Genomic DNA, 15,988 nt, shown 5'->3' with positions numbered 1-15,988 from the left:
CCTAGCCTCTAGAAAAGTTTTTAGTAACCCACTGAAAATATCTGTGGAATTTTACAACCCTTCCTATTATGGCCAAGTAAGGAGTACTCCTTTTTTTTTTAATTTTTCGTTGCTGCAAGTAATTTGTTCTCATATATTGCGAGGGGGTTCCAGCTTGTTCAATTATTGCTAACTTTTTACCACTAGAAATTCCATATTTTAGAAGATATTTTATAAGTTTATCGATATTTTTTATCATGTAAAAAACTAAAGTGTCTTCAGTCTCTGAAAGAGCTTTCCATTGAAAATCTTGAATTAGATTCTGGTGATGATATGTAAGGAAACGAATTCCAGAAGAATACCCCCTCGCAGTTAAAGGAATTCCGAAGCTTGCAGAAGAAACGAATGCTGAAGTTACTCCAGGTATTATTTCATAAGGAATATGGCATTGGATTAACACATCTAACTCAGCAATAATATTAGAAAATATAGAAACGTCCCCTCCCTTAATGCGAAGGACAAGTTTTCCTTTTAAGGCATTCCTAACCATCAAATCATTAGTATACGTTTGAGATATAGATTTTTTATTTCCACATTCTTTTCCTACATGAAGAACTTGAGAAGCTGGATTAAGATAATATTTTAATATATCTTGGCTAACTAATCGATCAGTTAAGACAATATCCGTATTTCGCATATAACGAAAGGTTTTCAATGTGATAGATTCTGGATCTCCAGAACCAGAAGAAGTTAAAATCACTTTACCTATTCTCATTCTTTAAAAAGACTCTCTACTGAGAGATATCTTTCTCCCGTGTCATAATTAATAGTCAAAAATTTTGAAGGTTTTAAAATTTCTGAAATCTTTTTATTTACAGCAGCCAATGCTGCTCCAGTAGAAATACCAACAAAAAGTCCTTCTTCTTTAGCTGCCCTTTTTGCATATTCAAAAGCTTCTTCTTTACTTACTGTAAATATTTCGTCTAGAATATTGATATCTAGAATATCTGGAACAAACCCAGCTCCAATTCCTTGAATTTCATGTGGCTCGGAAATATTCCCTGATATAACAGCAGATTCTTTAGGTTCAACTGCAATAATTTTCATATTAGGGAATCTCTTTTTAAGAATTTCAGTTATTCCCATAATATGACCCCCAGTGCCAACTCCAGTTATGAAATAATCAAAACCTTCAGAAAAATCATCTAGTATTTCTCGTGCTGTTTTTTTTTTATGTACATAAATGTTTAACTTATTATTAAATTGCTTCGCCATCCAGGCGTTTGGTATGGATTCATAAAGATCTTTAGCTTTTTCTAAAGCTCCTTTCATCCCTTTTTCTTTTGAGGTTAAGACTAATTCAGCTCCAAAAGTCGACATAATATAACGTCTTTCAATACTCATAGATTCTGGTACTACCAGAATTAATCGGTATCCTTTAACAGCAGAAACCATAGATAATGATATTCCAGTATTTCCTGAAGTAGGCTCCACAATGATACTATCTTTTTTTAGAAATTTATTTTTTTCAGCTTCTTCAATAAGAGCTATGGAGATACGATCTTTAATGCTATTACTTGGATTATTTTTTTCAAGCTTGATCCAAACCTCATGTTCTTTAGGAAAAAGCCTATTAATTCTAACATGAGGAGTTCTTCCTACTGTTTGCAAAATGCTTTGCAATTTCATTAATACGTATTTTTATAATACTTTTTTGAGAAACTATAGAAAATGGGGGAATACTCTCTGTAATCCAGCTTTTTCCTCCAATAATACTGTTATTCCCTATAACAGTTTCCCCCCCCAAGATGATAGATCCTACATAAATAATTACATTATCTTCAATAGTTGGATGCCTTTTTTTATTAGCCAAGCTTTTCTTTACTTTAATAGCTCCAAGAGTCACCCCTTGATAAATTTTTACATGATTTCCTATACAGCTACTCGATCCAATAACAATCCCACTTCCATGATCAATTACCAAATACTTTCCTATACAGGCCTCTGGATTAATTTCCATACCTGTTTTACTACGAGTAAAATTATAAATAATATTAGGAATCAATGGAATTTTTTGATTCCACAATTCATGGGAAAAACGATAAAAAGCAATAGCAAAAAATCCTGAATGAGAAAGAAAAATTTCTTCAAGAATATCTATTGCAGGATCAAATTGAGATATAGCTTTAGCATCAAAAATTAATTTTTCATAAATATTCGGAATTTTTTCTAAAAATTTTTGACTAATAAATTTACATTTTAATGTATTTTTATATATTTTTGAGAGAATTTTACAAAAACGTTTATTCATTTTTTTCCAAAATTCTCTAAAAATACTTTTTTCAATAATAAATGGGGAACGATTAAACAAAAAGTTAAATATTTCTTCAAATAAAGAAAATATCTCCTTTTGATAAGAAAAATTAAAGAAATATTTTCTGCCTTTAAAAGAGTATTTTAATAAGGAATGTAAATTTTCTCTCATTTTTTAAGCATGCAATCCACATTCTTTCCCCATTTTTTTTTCCCAACACCACCGTCCAGCTCTTATGGAGCTAAAAATGTGAATAGTTTTACTACACGGATAACATCCGAGACTAATCCCCCCCTTATCATGTAAAGAATTATAAAGCAAATAATGAATTTTTGTAAATTCTTTGACCTGGATAGGAATCCACTTTAAAAGTGGGTTGTATTTAATTAAATGTTGGGAATTATCCCAATCTAGAAAGTCTAAAGACTTTCTGGAAGTAGAATGTGAAATTCGCAAACCAGTTATCCAAAGTAATTTTCCTAAAAAAGCTCTTTTTATAGGCTCTATTTTTCTTATGAAGCAACATAATTTTCTTTTTTCTAAAGATTCATAAAAAGCATTAGGTCCGTTTTCTAAAATAGATTTTTCAATATTTTCGTACTTAGGATAGTATGCTAAAATACAGTTTTTATAAAGTTTATTAGTAGAACTCCAGACTTTATATGTCTCAGGAAGTAAACGCCCTGTATCAATAGTAAATATCTTTATTGGTATTTTTTTATCAAAAATTATATGAGTAATGATTTGATCTTCCATACTAAAACTTGTAGAAAAAACAGCTTGACCTGTAAATTTTTTGGATAAAAATTTAAGAAAATCCTTAATTTTAAGATTTTTAGCTATTTTTCTGGGTAAACAGAACATAATTCTTCGTGTCGGGGTGACTGGATTCGAACCAGTGACCCCACACCCCCCAGATGTGCACTCTAAAACCAGACTGAGCTACACCCCGAAACGAAAAACTGGAAAATGTGTAGAAGAAAGTTAAATGGAGTGGAAACTTCGAAAAATAAGTTGTATATTGATTTTATAACGGCACTGTGGCCGAGTGGCTAGGCAGAGGTCTGCAAAACCTTCCACAGCGGTTCGAATCCGCTTAGTGCCTATCTCAATCCTTCTAAAACTAACACAAATTCTCCTATAGGAGTGTTATTCTCAAAATAGATAATAATTTCCCTTAAACTTCCTCTAAGTTTTTTTTCAAACTTTTTTGAAATTTCTCTACAGAGGACCAAATATCTTTCTGAACCTAAAAAATTTTGTAACTCTTTAAGAGTCTTTAAAAGTTTATGAGGTGACTCGTATAAAATTAATGTTCTTTTTTCTTTTGAAAGAACTTCTATTTTGGATTTTCTTCCTTTTTTGGGGGGTAGAAATCCAAGATACGTAAATTCTTGAATAGAAAGTCCTGATTGAACTAATGCTGGAATGATAGCTGTCGAACCAGGTAAACATTCTACATCAATTCCTAATTTTAGACATTCTCGGATAATAAGATATCCTGGATCAGAAATTCCCGGAGTTCCAGAATCAGAAATCAAGGAGATTTTATCTTTCTTAATTAGTTTAAGTATTTTAGTATAAATTTTATATTCATTATACGAATGATACCCCATTAGGGGAGTTTTAATTTTATAATGATTTAATAGTTTCTTTGATGTTCTAGTATCTTCCGTTAAGATTAATTCAGATTCTCTAAGAATACGTAAAGATCTAAATGTAAGATCTTCAAAATTTCCTATAGGTGTTGGAATAATATACAACATTGCCAAAAAAATTTAATGATTCGATATTTTTTTGAAACAAATTTTCAACTAAAAAATAAAAGGTTAATTAGTAGATGGATTCAAAATATAGCAAAAAAAGAGGGTAAAAAAGTCAATTATCTCAATTATATTTTTTGCAACGACCAATTTATTTTGAAACTAAATTTCAAATTTCTTAAACACGATAATTATACTGATGTAATCACTTTTGGGTATTCTTCTAGTAAATTTTCAATCTATGGAGATTCTTTTATTAGCGTGGAACGATTAATGGAAAACGCATTTATGTGGAAACAAGATGTTCAAATTGAGCTAATACGCGTTATGGTTCATTCTTTATTGCATCTTCTTGGATACAAAGACAAAACAAAATCACAAAAAAGTATAATGCGAAGAAAAGAAAATTTTTATCTGAATTTTATTCATAATAATTTATGTTTTACGACGTAGTTGTAGTTGGAGGAGGTCACGCTGGAGCTGAAGCAGCTGCTTCAGCTGCTCTAATGGGATCTAGGGTGTTACTAATAAGTATGAATCTACAAACAATAGGACAAATGTCCTGCAATCCAGCAGTTGGGGGAATCGCAAAAGGGCAAATTGTCAGAGAGATTGATGCTTTGGGAGGCCAGTTAGGAATAGTTACGGATTCCACAATGATCCAATTTAGAATGCTTAACAGATCCAAGGGACCTGCTGTATGGAGTCCTAGAGCTCAATCTGATAGAAAACGTTTCTCTGAAACATGGAGAAGGATTTTAGAAAAGATTCCTATGTTGGAACTTTTTCAAGATATGGTAGTATATCTTATACTAAAAAGAGAACGAGTTATTGGAGTAAAAACTTTACTTGGTCTTGAAATTCAAGCTAAATCCGTTATTTTAACAAACGGTACTTTTTTGAATGGAATTATCCACATAGGAAAAAAAAAAATTAATGGAGGAAGATTCAGCGAATCTTCCTCAATAAATATTACAGAACAATTAAAAAACCTGGGATTCTTTTCAGGAAGAATGAAGACAGGAACTTCTCCTAGAATTGATGGTCGTTCTTTAGATTTTTCTAAAATGAATCCTCAACTAGGAGATGAGCCTCCAGGAAAGTTTTCTTATCTGGAGACTCCAAGGTTAAAAAATCAACGATGTTGTTATATCACTTATACAAATACTGATGTACATAAAATTTTACAATCTAATTTTAACCAATCCCCAATATTTAATGGAACTATTAAAAGTCTAGGTCCTAGATATTGTCCCTCTATTGAAGATAAAGTTTATCGTTTTTCTAACAAAGAACATCATCAAATTTTTGTAGAACCTGAAGGATGGGATACAAATGAAGTATACATTAATGGATTTTCGACTTCTTTGCCTGAGAGAGTTCAATACATGGCTTTGAAAAAAATTACTGGGTTTGAATCAGTTAAGATTCTAAAATTAGGTTATGCTATCGAATATGACTATTTTCCACCAACTCAGTTAAAATCTACTTTAGAAACCAAAAAAATTAATAATCTATTTTTTGCAGGCCAGATTAATGGAACAACTGGATATGAAGAAGCAGCTGCTCAGGGAATAATGGCTGGAATTAATGCTCATTTAAAGACTAATGAAAAAGATTCTTTCGTTTTAAAACGAAATGAAGCCTATATTGGCGTATTGATAGATGATCTTATTACTAAAGGAACCGAAGAACCTTATAGAATGTTTTCTGCTAGAGCTGAACACCGTATTTTACTAAGGCAAGATAATGCTGATGAAAGACTTACGCACCTTTCCTATAGGATAGGATTAGCTGATTCGCAAAGAATGCGTTTAGTAGAAAAAAAAGTTCGGAAACTAGAAAAATCCTTTAATTTTTTAAAAAATTTTAACATAACCAAGAAATTTGCAAACTTAATTCTAAGTAAGAAAAATTCTCCTAAAATTAATCATTCTTTAAATGCAAATAAATTTCTCTCTCGTCCAGAGATAAATATTCAAGATATTTTATTTATTCCAGATTTGGAAAAATTCGTTAAAAAAAAAATTTTCGAAGAAAGAATTTTAGAGCAAACATCAATACTAATAAAATATAAAGTATACATTGATAGAGAAAAGAAAAACGCTGAAAAATTATCTCGTTTAGAGAATATAAAAATCCCTGAGCATTTTAATTACCAAAAAATAAAATCTTTATCTTCAGAAGCTAGAGAAAAATTAATGAAACATCGTCCATATTCTATGGGACAAGTTTCTAGAATTAGTGGTATCTCTCCAGTGGAGATAAATATTTTGCTGATTCACTTGACTTTTTAATCTTTTATGTAACAAGATTTATTATTTTTTTATTAATTATAAAAATTCTTTTCAAGATATTTCCGTTCAAATATCTTTTTGTCTTAGGGTTATTTAGTACTTTTTCTTTAATTTCAGATGTAGAAGCTACCCTTGAAAAGAAAATTTTAAATCTTAACTTTCCATTGAATAGTATAGGATATTCAATAGCCTCATCTGAGAGATATTTTACATCATACTTAGGGAGTTTAGCAAAACTAATAGATTTTTCATGTCCTAATTTCTTCCATATTTCTTCTGCAATATGAGGAGCAAAAGTAGAAAGGAGGATTACGATTGGTTCTAATACCGAGCGCTTGGAACATCTACGTTCACTTAAAAAGTTTACCGCAATCATAAAAGCAGTAACTGAAGTATTAAAAGAAAAATTTTCTATATCTTCTCTAACTTTTTTTATGGTTTTGTGTAAAACTCTATATTCTTCCTGTGAAGGAGGCTCCTCTATAAGAGAGATAAATGCTCCATTATGGAGAAATAGTTTCCAAAATTTTTTTATAAATTGGTGGACTCCGTTTATTCCTTGTAGATTCCAGTTTTTTGTTTGTTCAATTGGTCCAAGAAATACTTCATACAGACGTAAAGTATCTGCTCCATATATTTCGCAAATTGTATCAGGATTAACTACATTAAATCTGGATTTAGACATTTTTTCCACCTGCCTTTGGCAGAAAAATTTTCCATTTTCTAAAATAAGATCAGAAGTAATAAACTCTTTTCTCCAATTTTTAAATTTTTCTATATCCAGAATATTATTTGTTTTAAGTAAACGAATATCAACCGTTAATTTTTGAATATTTTTATTCTGACCAATTAACCCTTCAGAAATAAATTTATTTGTTCCTTTTAATCGGCTTACAAAAGCTGATCTACTCAAAATCATTCCTTGGTTTATTATTTTTCTGAAGGGTTCCTCCTCACTTACTAGAGCATAATCTTTAAGAAATTTTTGAAAAAATCTCGCATAAAGCAAATGACCAGTTGCATGTTCTGCACCTCCAATATAAAGATCAACATTCTTCCAATATCTTTCATACTTTTTTCCTACGAATTCTTTTTCGTTTTTAGAATCCATAAATCGTAAAAAATACCAACTAGATCCTGCCCATACTGGCATAGTGCTTGTTTCAATAGGAAATGTTCTTTTATAGTCTAGATTTGATATTTTTTTTTTATCTTCATCCCAAGCCCAAGTTTTAGCTCTCCTTAATGGAGGATTTACACTTTCTTTAGGTGTAAATTTATTTATAAATGGTAATCGCAAAGGTAATTTTTCTTCAGGAATAGACTTTAAAACTTCCCCTTCTTTGTAAAAAATTGGAATAGGCTCACCCCAGTATCTTTGTCTGGAAAAAACTGAATCTCTCAAACGATAATTTATACTAAATTTTCCTATTTTTTTTTCCTCTATTTTTTCTAGAACTATTTTAGTAGCTTTTTCTACAGGTAATCCTGTGAGGAAACCTGATTTTATACATTTTACATTTGAAGAAAGTACCTTCAAAACTTTTAATCCAAATTTTTGAGCAAATTTATAATCTCGTTTGTCTAGAGCAGGAACTGCCATTATAGCACTTGTTCCATATTTACCTAGTACATATTCACTCACGTAAATAGGTAATTTATACCCAGTAATAGGATGCAAAGCATGATAACCAGAAAATACTCCTGCTAATTCATTTCTTTCTTTCGTCTTTTCAATATAGTTTTTTAACTCAGAGTTAGTTATTTTCTCTATAAAATGATGTTTCGAAGCTAAAACAAGGAAACTAACCCCAAAAATTGTTTCTGGTCTTGTAGTGAAGATTTCAATATTATCCCCATCTATAGTTGGAAAATTTATCCTTGTTCCATAGGATTTTCCTATCCAATTTATTTGAGATTCTTTGAGAGAATCTGGCCATAAAAGATTCTCAAGTCCTTTTAAAAGTCTTTCAGCATAAGCCGTAATCCTTATCCTCCACTGTATCATTTCTCTTTGATAAACTGGATATCCCCCACGTTCACTTTTTCCGTTTTTCACTTCATCGTTAGCTAATACGGTTCCTAAATCAGGACACCAATTAACTATCGCTTTATCTCTATAAGCTAAGCGATAGTTAAGCAAAATTTTCTCTTTACTTTTTGTAGTAAATTTTGCCCATTCCTTATTTGAAAATAAAATTTTTGATGGTTCTGAAGCTTTTATGTCAATATTTCCTTCTTTTTCAAAAATGTTGATCAATTCATTAATTTGTCTAGCTTTTTCCATTTTATGGTCGTACCATGAATTAAAAAGTTTTATAAAAATCCATTGCGTCCAATGGTAATAAGAAGGATCACTTGTTTTTAATTCTCTGCTCCAGTCAAAAGAAAAACCAAGTCGGGAAAGTTGGTTTTTATAACGACAGATATTAATCTCTGTTGTTTTTTCAGGATGTTTTCCAGTTTGAATAGCATATTGTTCAGCAGGTAATCCAAAAGAATCAAAACCCATTGGGTGAAGAACATTGAAACCTTCCAAACGTTGATATCTAGCGTAGATATCAGAAGAAATGTACCCTAAAAGATGTCCAACATGTAATCCAGATCCAGAAGGATAGGGAAACATGTCTAAAATGTAATATTTGGACTTTTTAAAGTTTTCTTCAGTCTTAAATGTCTGATGTTTTTTCCAATATTTTTGCCAAAAACTTTCAATTTCTTTGAAATCGTATTTCATTATCTGCAAATTTAATTAATCCTAGTTATAATTTATTGACTTTATATAAGACAATAATAAATTTTATGGAAAAAATAGAACTTATGGCTCCTGTTGGAGATTTTGAATCTCTCAGAGCAGCTATTGACTCTGGGGCTGATTCTATCTATTTTGGTGTAGATCATCTTAATATGAGAGCTAGATCTTCTGCAAATTTTTCCATAAATGATCTTCCAGTAGTTGGAAAAATTTGTAAGAAAAAAGGTATCCGTTGTTATTTAACACTAAATACAATTATCTATGATCATGACCTTTCTATTATTAAAAAATTATCTGATAAAGCTTATGAATCTGGGATAAACGCAATTATAGCATTGGATCAAGCGGTAATTTTATACGCCTATAAAATAGGAATGGAAGTTCACATATCTACACAATTAAATGTAACTAATATTGAAACAGTAAAATTTTACTCTTCATTTGCAGATACTATCGTTTTAAGTAGAGAGTTAAGTCTTAATCAAATTAAAAAAATTGTCTATAAAATTGAAAAATATAAAATAAAAGGTCCTTCTGGAAAATTAATAAGAATTGAGATTTTTTGTCATGGTGCACTTTGTATGGCTGTTTCTGGAAAATGCTACTTAAGTTTGCATTCTAGAAATTCTTCAGCTAATAGAGGTGCATGTTCACATAATTGTCGTAAGAAATATACTCTCCTTGAGAAGGAAAGCGGGTTTAAAATAGATATTAATAACGAATATTTTTTGTCTACAAAGGATCTTTGTACTATCCATTTTTTAGATAAAATTATTGAATCTGGCATTAAAGTTCTTAAAATAGAAGGCAGGGGAAAATCCCCTGAATATGTAGCTGTGGTAACAACTTGTTACCGAAAAGCGATAGATTTTTTATATCAAGGAAATTTTGATATAAAAAAGGTTATGTATTTTACTAAACGGCTTAAATCAGTTTATAATCGTGGATTTTGGGGAGGGTATTACCTTGGCCAAAAACTTGGAGAATGGTCTAAAATTAGTGGATCACTAGCTACAAGAAAAAAGATCTTTCTTGGTAAAGGTCGTCATTATTATTCAAAGGCAAGGATAGGCGAATTTTCTATTGAAGCTAGTAAGGTAAAAGTTGGGGATAGAATCCTAGTAACAGGACCTATTACAGGGGTAAAAGAAGTTGAAGTTCTTTCTATTATGGTTAATGATTCCTTATCAGATATAGTTGTTAAGGGTCAGGTATGTACTATTCCTTTGAATTTTAAAATTCGTTCTTCAGATAAACTTTATAAATTAGTGAATACGGAATGTATATCATAACATTACAAAGAAATAAATGTATTGGATGTAATTATTGTTCAGAATTAGCTCCAGAATATTTCAGAATTTCTAAAAAAGACGGAAAATCCGTTTTATTGCATTCAATAGATAAGAATGGCTTTTTTGTTTTAAAAAAATCTTGTTACTTTTCTTTCGAAAGTTACAAAAAAGCTTCAAGAGTTTGTCCAGTAGGTATTATTACTATAAAAAAATTCTGATAAAAGGTTAAAAAAGCTAAACAAATAGATAATACATGAGTATAAAGGAATTTTTTATACTTTATCTGTGAATATCTTTATCTTAGGCTTCTTAATTTAGGAACCATATGTACAAACATATAAAATTTATAGTAGAAAAGGAACATGGCAAAGTTAGGGTTGATAAATTTTTGACTAATTTTATTAAAAATATCTCTAGAAGAAAAATCCAAAATTCTGCTATTTGGATAAACGAAAAACCTGTTAAACCTAGCTTTCTAGTAAAGTACTCTGATAGAGTAAGCGTTTTAATGAATTTAAAACAAGAAATGAAATCAGAAAATGTTACTTTAAATATTATTTATGAAGATAAAGAAATCATCGTAGTAAATAAGCCACCTGGAATGGCGGTTCATTCTGGTATAGGAAATACCAAAGGTACCTTAGTTAATGCTTTAAAATATCATCTGAACAAAGATACTTATCGTTTTGGATTAGCACATAGAATAGATAAGGATACATCTGGTTTACTTGTTGTTGCAAAAAATAATAATAGTTTGGAACAGTTAATGAAACAATTTTTTTATCATAAAATACAAAGAGAATATCTTGCTATTGTATGTGGTAACCTTTCTAAGGAAAAAGGAAGAATTGTTGGAAACATTGGGAGAAATCCTAATCATCGCAAAAAGATGATGGTTTTTCCTGATGGAAGTAGAGGAAAAAATGCAGTAACACATTATAAAGTATTAGAAAATTTTAGATATGTTACTTTTATTTCTTGTCATTTAGAAACGGGTAGGACACATCAAATTAGGACTCATTTAAAGTTTTTAGGTCATCCAATTTTCAATGATCCACGATATGGTGGAGATAAAATTTTTAAGAAAATTTCTAAAGAGCATAAAATTTTTTTAGAAAAATGTTTCGAGATTTGCCCGCGACAAGCTTTACATGCAAATTATTTAGGATTTGCACATCCAAAAAGTGGAAAATATCTTCATTTTGAGTGCGATCTTTCTAAAGATTTTCTTCATTTATTGAAGAAATGTAGGGGGTTATAAAAGTATGGAAAAATTTCTCGTTGTTGGATTAGGAAATGTTGGAGATAAATACGCTAATACAAGGCATAACATAGGATTTAAAATACTAAATGAAATTTCGAAATTTCATTTAGCAGTTTTTAATATGAAAAGATTAGGATTTGTTGCTCAATTTTATTTTGAAAAAAATAATATTTTTTTATTAAAACCTTCTACATTTATGAATTTGAGTGGAAAAGCCGTAAACTTATGGCTGGAAAAGGAGAATATTTCTTTCGAAAAAATTTTAGTAATAACGGATGATCTCCATTTAGATTTTGGAGTTTTGCGGCTTAAATATAGAAGTAGCAGTGGGGGGCATAATGGATTAAAAAACATTCAAAATATTTTAAATACTTCTAACTACGCCTGTCTTAGATTTGGTATTGGAAAGAAATTTCCAAAAGTAGGTCAAATAGATTATGTTTTAGGAAAATGGACAGATATTGAAATAATAAAACTTCCTCTTTATTTAAGAAGAGCTAAGGAAGTTGTATTTAGTTTCATTTTAAATGGTAGAAAAAGAACAATAAACAGTTGTAATAGTTGGAAAATTTAAGATTAGGTCTCGTAGTTTAACTGGATAGAACGTGGGATTCCGATTCCTATGGTGGGGGTTCAAGTCCCTTCGAGGCTTCTTTTTGTTTTAATTGTTTAAGATGTTTTTTAAACAAGCCATTTTTATGGCTGTTTTCGCAGATTCAATTCCTCTATTTACAATTTTTATATTTTTTATTTTCATAGTTTAAAATACAAAGAATTACAGGAGTCTCATATACAATATTAATATTTTTTATTCCTTGTAATAAAGATTTACATATGAACTTAAAATATTCAGTTTCCCCCTTTAATAGGGATTAAAATTAGAGAATCCAATTCGGAATTGCTACATATTTTATCTCTAGCATAGATTAATTCAAAGCTTCCAGTTGTCTCCCAACTATCCAAGATAAACTAAAGTGTTAAAAACATTTTTATAAAGGTATCTCGTAACAGATTCATTCCATTTAGATAGAATAATTACAAATTTAAAAAACTTTTTAGAATACTCTTCTAGTTTCATAGATTTGTAATATCTTATTTATCATGGATAAATATGTATCTATATCTTTTACAAAAGGAGAAGTTGGATATTTATTTATGATTCTATAAAAATTTCTTTTAGATTCTTTATATTTATTTATACTCAAGTAAATAATAGCAACTTGACGAATATAAAATGGAGTAGTGAATTTATTATTTCTCTTATAAACTGCTTTAATATAGTATTGTATCGCTCTTTCGTTCTTTTTTAATTCTACAAAAGAATCCGCTATAATACCATATTTTATGGCTGAAAGCAGTTTATCTTTAGATGAAAAAGCTTTGAAAAATTTTATTGCTTTTTTATACTTTCTTAATTTATAGGAACAAACACCAGCGTAAAATTTAGCAATGTTACCTGATTTAGTTTTAGGAAATATATTAACAATATCAATAAATCCTATATAGGATTTATTTATGTAGTTTTTAATAAAAAGTTGTCTAGGATAAAAAAGCATTTCCCTTGCTTCTTTTTGAAGCAAAATGGCATGTAATATGCAGAGAAAATATCCTATACCTAAAACTAATTTCTTAATATCCATACCATAAATTAAATTTATTGGGGCTGATATGGATTTGACAGCAAAATTTCTGCTTGAGTGTAAGCATACCGTGTTAAGTAAGTAATACACGTTAATCTGTTCTTACTAAATGAGAAACGGAAACGAAAATTACGCTCTCGCTGCTTAATTTTATCTGCCATTGATGGTAGAGCGGGATATCTTCTATCAGAAGTCGTTCCTTGTTTCTTCTGAAAGAAGATAAGAAAAAAAACAAGGATAGGAAATCAGATACTTCTAAGATTTCTGAAAAAATAGAAGTTATACCATAAAGATTCGATCTCCGACATTCGATTTATGGATGAAATAAAATTCGGATAAGTATGTAGAAAGCTTAGGCATTGTTTGTTTGGACGCGGGTTCGATACCCGCCAGCTCCACAATAACTCCTCAGTAGCTCAGTTGGATAGAGCACTTGCCTGTTAAGTAAGAGGTCGCTGGTTCGAAACCAGCTTGAGGAGCTCTGTGGTAACTCCCGGTATCGAACCGGGCCGCCTGGATTTTCAGTCCAGAGCTCTACCATCTGAGCTAAGATACCAGAAATATTCTCTTATCCATCTATTTTTTAAAATTTTTAGCTATTTTTTTATTTTTTATAATTTTTTTTACCTCATTTTTAACACTAACTCTAGATAGAGATGAAATCCGAGCAATAATGTAGCTAGAGTTTAAAAAAACTTTAAATTCTCCTAATTTTCTTTTTTTATCAAAAGACCATTGTATAATTTCAGAATATAAATCTAATATTGTAGAATCAATCTTAGTTTTCACCTGAGAACCTTTTTTTCTAGCGTTTTTAGCACAAAAACTAAAATTAGCTTTTCCGTTTTCTTGAATAAATTCTTTTACTCTTTGGTTCTGAGTTTTATCAGTTTTTTTTGAGGAATTAATGTATTTAAGAAAAATAGAAAGTTTATAAAATGGACGTAAAGGGCTTTTATCATCAATACGTATTATATGATAACCAATCGGTGTTTCGAAAACTCCTATTTTCCCTTTAGGATTTTCAATTAAAAAATTCTGAAAATCAGACGTTTTTTTTATCCCTCCTATATCGATCCATCCTAATCCTAGATATCCATTATTTTTAAAAGATTCTTTTTTAACTAATGCTTTAAATAGTTTTGGCTTTTTCTTTAGTATAAAAAATAATTCATTTATTTTTTTTATAGATTCTTTTATACTTCTTCGTTTTTTAGAATAAAAAAAAGTATTAGAAAAGGATCCTTTATGATCAATAAAAATATGACTAGCACGTATTGAATCGTATATCATTTTTTTTCCAGTAATCTTTGCTAGAAGATAATAATTTTTCCTTGTTAAAAAACTTACCCTTTTCGAATTTTTTAGTAAGTTTCTTAAAAAGTATGGGAAAAAATTATAGGAATAATATATGGGATTATAAGAAACATCAGAATGATAATTAATCAAATATTTAGTTTCCTTTTTAAATTCAAAAAATAAACTTTCCATTTGTTTTTTTCTGATTTCAGAATCCATTTTAGAGAATTTCCTCGCAAAATTTATAAAAAAAAATTCAATATCTCCTAGATTGGAGAAAAAAGAATTTGCCTTCATATAATCTGCTATTTCATCAGCTCTAATTTTTTGTTTTTTCTTGTAAAGATAGTCTACTATCTTAGACTTAGAAATAAATGATTTTTTTGTATTTAATCCACATAAACACATATCAAGATATTGATGAATCAAAATTTGATCATGAATATTTTGTTTTTGTTGAAACCAAACAAACCCGTGATTTTTAATCTTTCCACTATTTAGTAAATAATATTTAAATTTTTTAGTATTGAAACTCCCTTCTTTTTTTTTATATTGAGTAATATGTTTATATAAAGATTTTTTGTACAAAAAATTCCAAAAATCTTTATTCATAAACTGGATTCCTATTTTTTTAGCACTCTGTATTATATGCTTTTCCTCCTTAATTTTAGGTAAAATTTTATCATATAATGATGTAGGGTATAATTTTTTTTTTAACTTCAAAAAATTTTGAAGTTTTTTTCCATCAATTTTAAAAACAGCATGAAAACTAAAGAAATTTAAAAGAGTTTTTGGATTAAAAATAAAAGAAAAAATAATCAATCCAATAAAAAAAAAGGAGTGATCCCTAATCTTTCCAAATAAAGACATTTTTTTATTTTTCATACTAGTTAGTTTTTAGAAAATTTATGACTAAATTTTATGAGTCTTTCTTAGACTTTTGAAGATCATTATTTATGATAATAAAATCAAAATAGTTAGCGTAAATAATTTCATTTTCAGCTTTAATTAAACGTTTAGATAAATATATCGAATTTTCTGTTTTTCTCATTTTAATACGAGTTTTTAAAACTTCAAAAGAAGGAACTTTTCCAAAAATAGATAAGGAATTTTTGGAAAACCTATTTATTAAATTCATACCTACTCTAACATCTAGATCAAAAATTACACTAAATACCAAATTCTTTCAATTTCACTATTTAAAGTGACGTATAAAATACCTGGGCCATTCTCCCTGATTTATTTTTTTTAGAAAAGCTTTTCTTCTTCTTTCAGAAGAATATACTTGATCTTTATCAGAAATTCTAGGTGAAAGAGTTGTACAATAAATAGAAAAACCTAATTATGGAAAAATTTTAATTAAGTGCTTAATAATTGTGGAGAAG

The 15,988-nt window shown here is 29.2% G+C and carries 15 protein-coding genes, 5 tRNA genes and 1 other RNA gene; 10 read left to right on the top strand and 11 right to left on the bottom strand.

The features are described from left to right. Nucleotide 1: 1 nt before the first annotated feature. The 5 genes from cobA to VF849_00470 all read right to left on the bottom strand — a co-directional run bounded on the left by cobA (nt 2) and on the right by VF849_00470 (nt 3,245). Nucleotides 2-754 (bottom strand): uroporphyrinogen-III C-methyltransferase, encoded by a 753-nt coding sequence (cobA, locus tag VF849_00490; protein ID HEX9232517.1) that lies wholly within the window; start codon nt 752-754, stop codon nt 2-4. Continuing rightward, nucleotides 751-1,668 (bottom strand): cysteine synthase A, encoded by a 918-nt coding sequence (gene cysK / locus VF849_00485; protein HEX9232516.1) that lies wholly within the window; start codon nt 1,666-1,668, stop codon nt 751-753. The genes cobA and cysK overlap by 4 nt, the downstream gene beginning before the upstream one ends. Beyond that, the gene (locus VF849_00480; GenBank protein ID HEX9232515.1) at nt 1,619-2,464 is read right to left on the bottom strand and encodes a serine O-acetyltransferase; all 846 of its coding nucleotides are present in this window, start codon (nt 2,462-2,464) and stop codon (nt 1,619-1,621) included. The genes cysK and VF849_00480 overlap by 50 nt, the downstream gene beginning before the upstream one ends. A gap of 3 nt (nt 2,465-2,467) precedes the next feature. Beyond that, complete coding sequence (locus VF849_00475; protein ID HEX9232514.1) at nt 2,468-3,157, bottom strand: phosphoadenylyl-sulfate reductase; 690 nt, start codon at nt 3,155-3,157, stop codon at nt 2,468-2,470. An 11-nt stretch (nt 3,158-3,168) separates the two neighbouring features. Then, nucleotides 3,169-3,245 (bottom strand) — tRNA-Pro (locus VF849_00470). An 82-nt stretch (nt 3,246-3,327) separates the two neighbouring features. On the opposite strand from VF849_00470, the gene VF849_00465 reads away from it, so the two are divergent. Continuing rightward, nucleotides 3,328-3,398: transfer RNA gene (locus tag VF849_00465), tRNA-Cys, on the top strand. On the opposite strand, the gene rsmI is transcribed toward VF849_00465, so the two are convergent. Next, nucleotides 3,397-4,059 carry a 16S rRNA (cytidine(1402)-2'-O)-methyltransferase gene (gene rsmI / locus VF849_00460; GenBank protein HEX9232513.1) on the bottom strand — a complete coding sequence of 221 codons (663 nt, stop codon included), beginning with the start codon at nt 4,057-4,059 and terminating at the stop codon, nt 3,397-3,399. The two genes, VF849_00465 and rsmI, sit on opposite strands and share 2 nt — an antisense overlap. 15 nt (nt 4,060-4,074) lie before the next feature. Here rsmI and ybeY point away from each other — a divergent pair, with 15 nt between their 5' ends. Together ybeY and mnmG are read left to right on the top strand one after the other, a co-directional pair. Beyond that, complete coding sequence (gene ybeY / locus VF849_00455; GenBank protein ID HEX9232512.1) at nt 4,075-4,509, top strand: rRNA maturation RNase YbeY; 435 nt, start codon at nt 4,075-4,077, stop codon at nt 4,507-4,509. Then, nucleotides 4,494-6,353: a tRNA uridine-5-carboxymethylaminomethyl(34) synthesis enzyme MnmG gene (mnmG, locus tag VF849_00450; GenBank protein ID HEX9232511.1), complete on the top strand. Its 1,860-nt coding sequence runs from the start codon at nt 4,494-4,496 to the stop codon at nt 6,351-6,353. The genes ybeY and mnmG overlap by 16 nt, the downstream gene beginning before the upstream one ends. Nucleotides 6,354-6,357: 4 nt before the next feature. On the opposite strand, the gene leuS is transcribed toward mnmG, so the two are convergent. Next, the gene (gene leuS / locus VF849_00445; GenBank protein ID HEX9232510.1) at nt 6,358-9,090 is read right to left on the bottom strand and encodes a leucine--tRNA ligase; all 2,733 of its coding nucleotides are present in this window, start codon (nt 9,088-9,090) and stop codon (nt 6,358-6,360) included. A 65-nt stretch (nt 9,091-9,155) separates the two neighbouring features. On the opposite strand from leuS, the gene VF849_00440 reads away from it, so the two are divergent. The 5 genes from VF849_00440 (at nt 9,156) to VF849_00420 (ending at nt 12,316) form a co-directional block, all read left to right on the top strand. Continuing rightward, nucleotides 9,156-10,400 carry a peptidase U32 family protein gene (locus VF849_00440; GenBank protein ID HEX9232509.1) on the top strand — a complete coding sequence of 415 codons (1,245 nt, stop codon included), beginning with the start codon at nt 9,156-9,158 and terminating at the stop codon, nt 10,398-10,400. After that, a complete protein-coding gene (locus tag VF849_00435; GenBank protein ID HEX9232508.1) occupies nt 10,388-10,618 on the top strand; it encodes a ferredoxin in 231 nt (76 codons plus the stop codon). Before VF849_00440 ends, VF849_00435 begins: the two co-directional genes overlap by 13 nt. 107 nt (nt 10,619-10,725) lie before the next feature. Further along, nucleotides 10,726-11,661, top strand: a complete 936-nt coding sequence (locus tag VF849_00430; GenBank protein HEX9232507.1) for an RluA family pseudouridine synthase — start codon at nt 10,726-10,728, stop codon at nt 11,659-11,661. A gap of 4 nt (nt 11,662-11,665) precedes the next feature. Next, complete coding sequence (pth, locus tag VF849_00425) at nt 11,666-12,238, top strand: aminoacyl-tRNA hydrolase (protein HEX9232506.1); 573 nt, start codon at nt 11,666-11,668, stop codon at nt 12,236-12,238. Nucleotides 12,239-12,243: 5 nt separating this feature from the next. Next, nucleotides 12,244-12,316: transfer RNA gene (locus VF849_00420), tRNA-Arg, on the top strand. Nucleotides 12,317-12,719: 403 nt separating this feature from the next. On the opposite strand, the gene VF849_00415 is transcribed toward VF849_00420, so the two are convergent. Further along, nucleotides 12,720-13,304: a tetratricopeptide repeat protein gene (locus VF849_00415; protein HEX9232505.1), complete on the bottom strand. Its 585-nt coding sequence runs from the start codon at nt 13,302-13,304 to the stop codon at nt 12,720-12,722. 19 nt (nt 13,305-13,323) lie between these two features. Here VF849_00415 and ssrA point away from each other — a divergent pair. Both ssrA and VF849_00405 read left to right on the top strand, forming a co-directional pair. Further along, nucleotides 13,324-13,705: a transfer-messenger RNA gene (gene ssrA / locus VF849_00410) on the top strand. Between the two features lie 4 nt (nt 13,706-13,709). Beyond that, nucleotides 13,710-13,783, top strand: a tRNA-Asn gene (locus VF849_00405). A gap of 5 nt (nt 13,784-13,788) precedes the next feature. Here the strand turns inward: VF849_00405 and VF849_00400 are convergent. From VF849_00400 to VF849_00390, 3 genes are all read right to left on the bottom strand, one after another. Beyond that, a tRNA-Phe gene (locus tag VF849_00400) sits at nt 13,789-13,860 on the bottom strand. A 20-nt stretch (nt 13,861-13,880) separates the two neighbouring features. Then, nucleotides 13,881-15,488, bottom strand: a complete 1,608-nt coding sequence (locus VF849_00395; GenBank protein ID HEX9232504.1) for a peptidylprolyl isomerase — start codon at nt 15,486-15,488, stop codon at nt 13,881-13,883. 34 nt (nt 15,489-15,522) lie between these two features. Then, nucleotides 15,523-15,783 carry a hypothetical protein gene (locus tag VF849_00390; GenBank protein ID HEX9232503.1) on the bottom strand — a complete coding sequence of 87 codons (261 nt, stop codon included), beginning with the start codon at nt 15,781-15,783 and terminating at the stop codon, nt 15,523-15,525. Nucleotides 15,784-15,988 lie beyond the last annotated feature (205 nt).

The organism is Blattabacteriaceae bacterium (assembly GCA_036390115.1).
Taxonomy (GTDB): Bacteria; Bacteroidota; Bacteroidia; order Flavobacteriales; family Blattabacteriaceae; genus DASQPV01.
The sequence above is the reverse complement of the archived record's forward strand: the minus strand, read 5'-3'. Positions and strand labels throughout refer to the sequence as shown.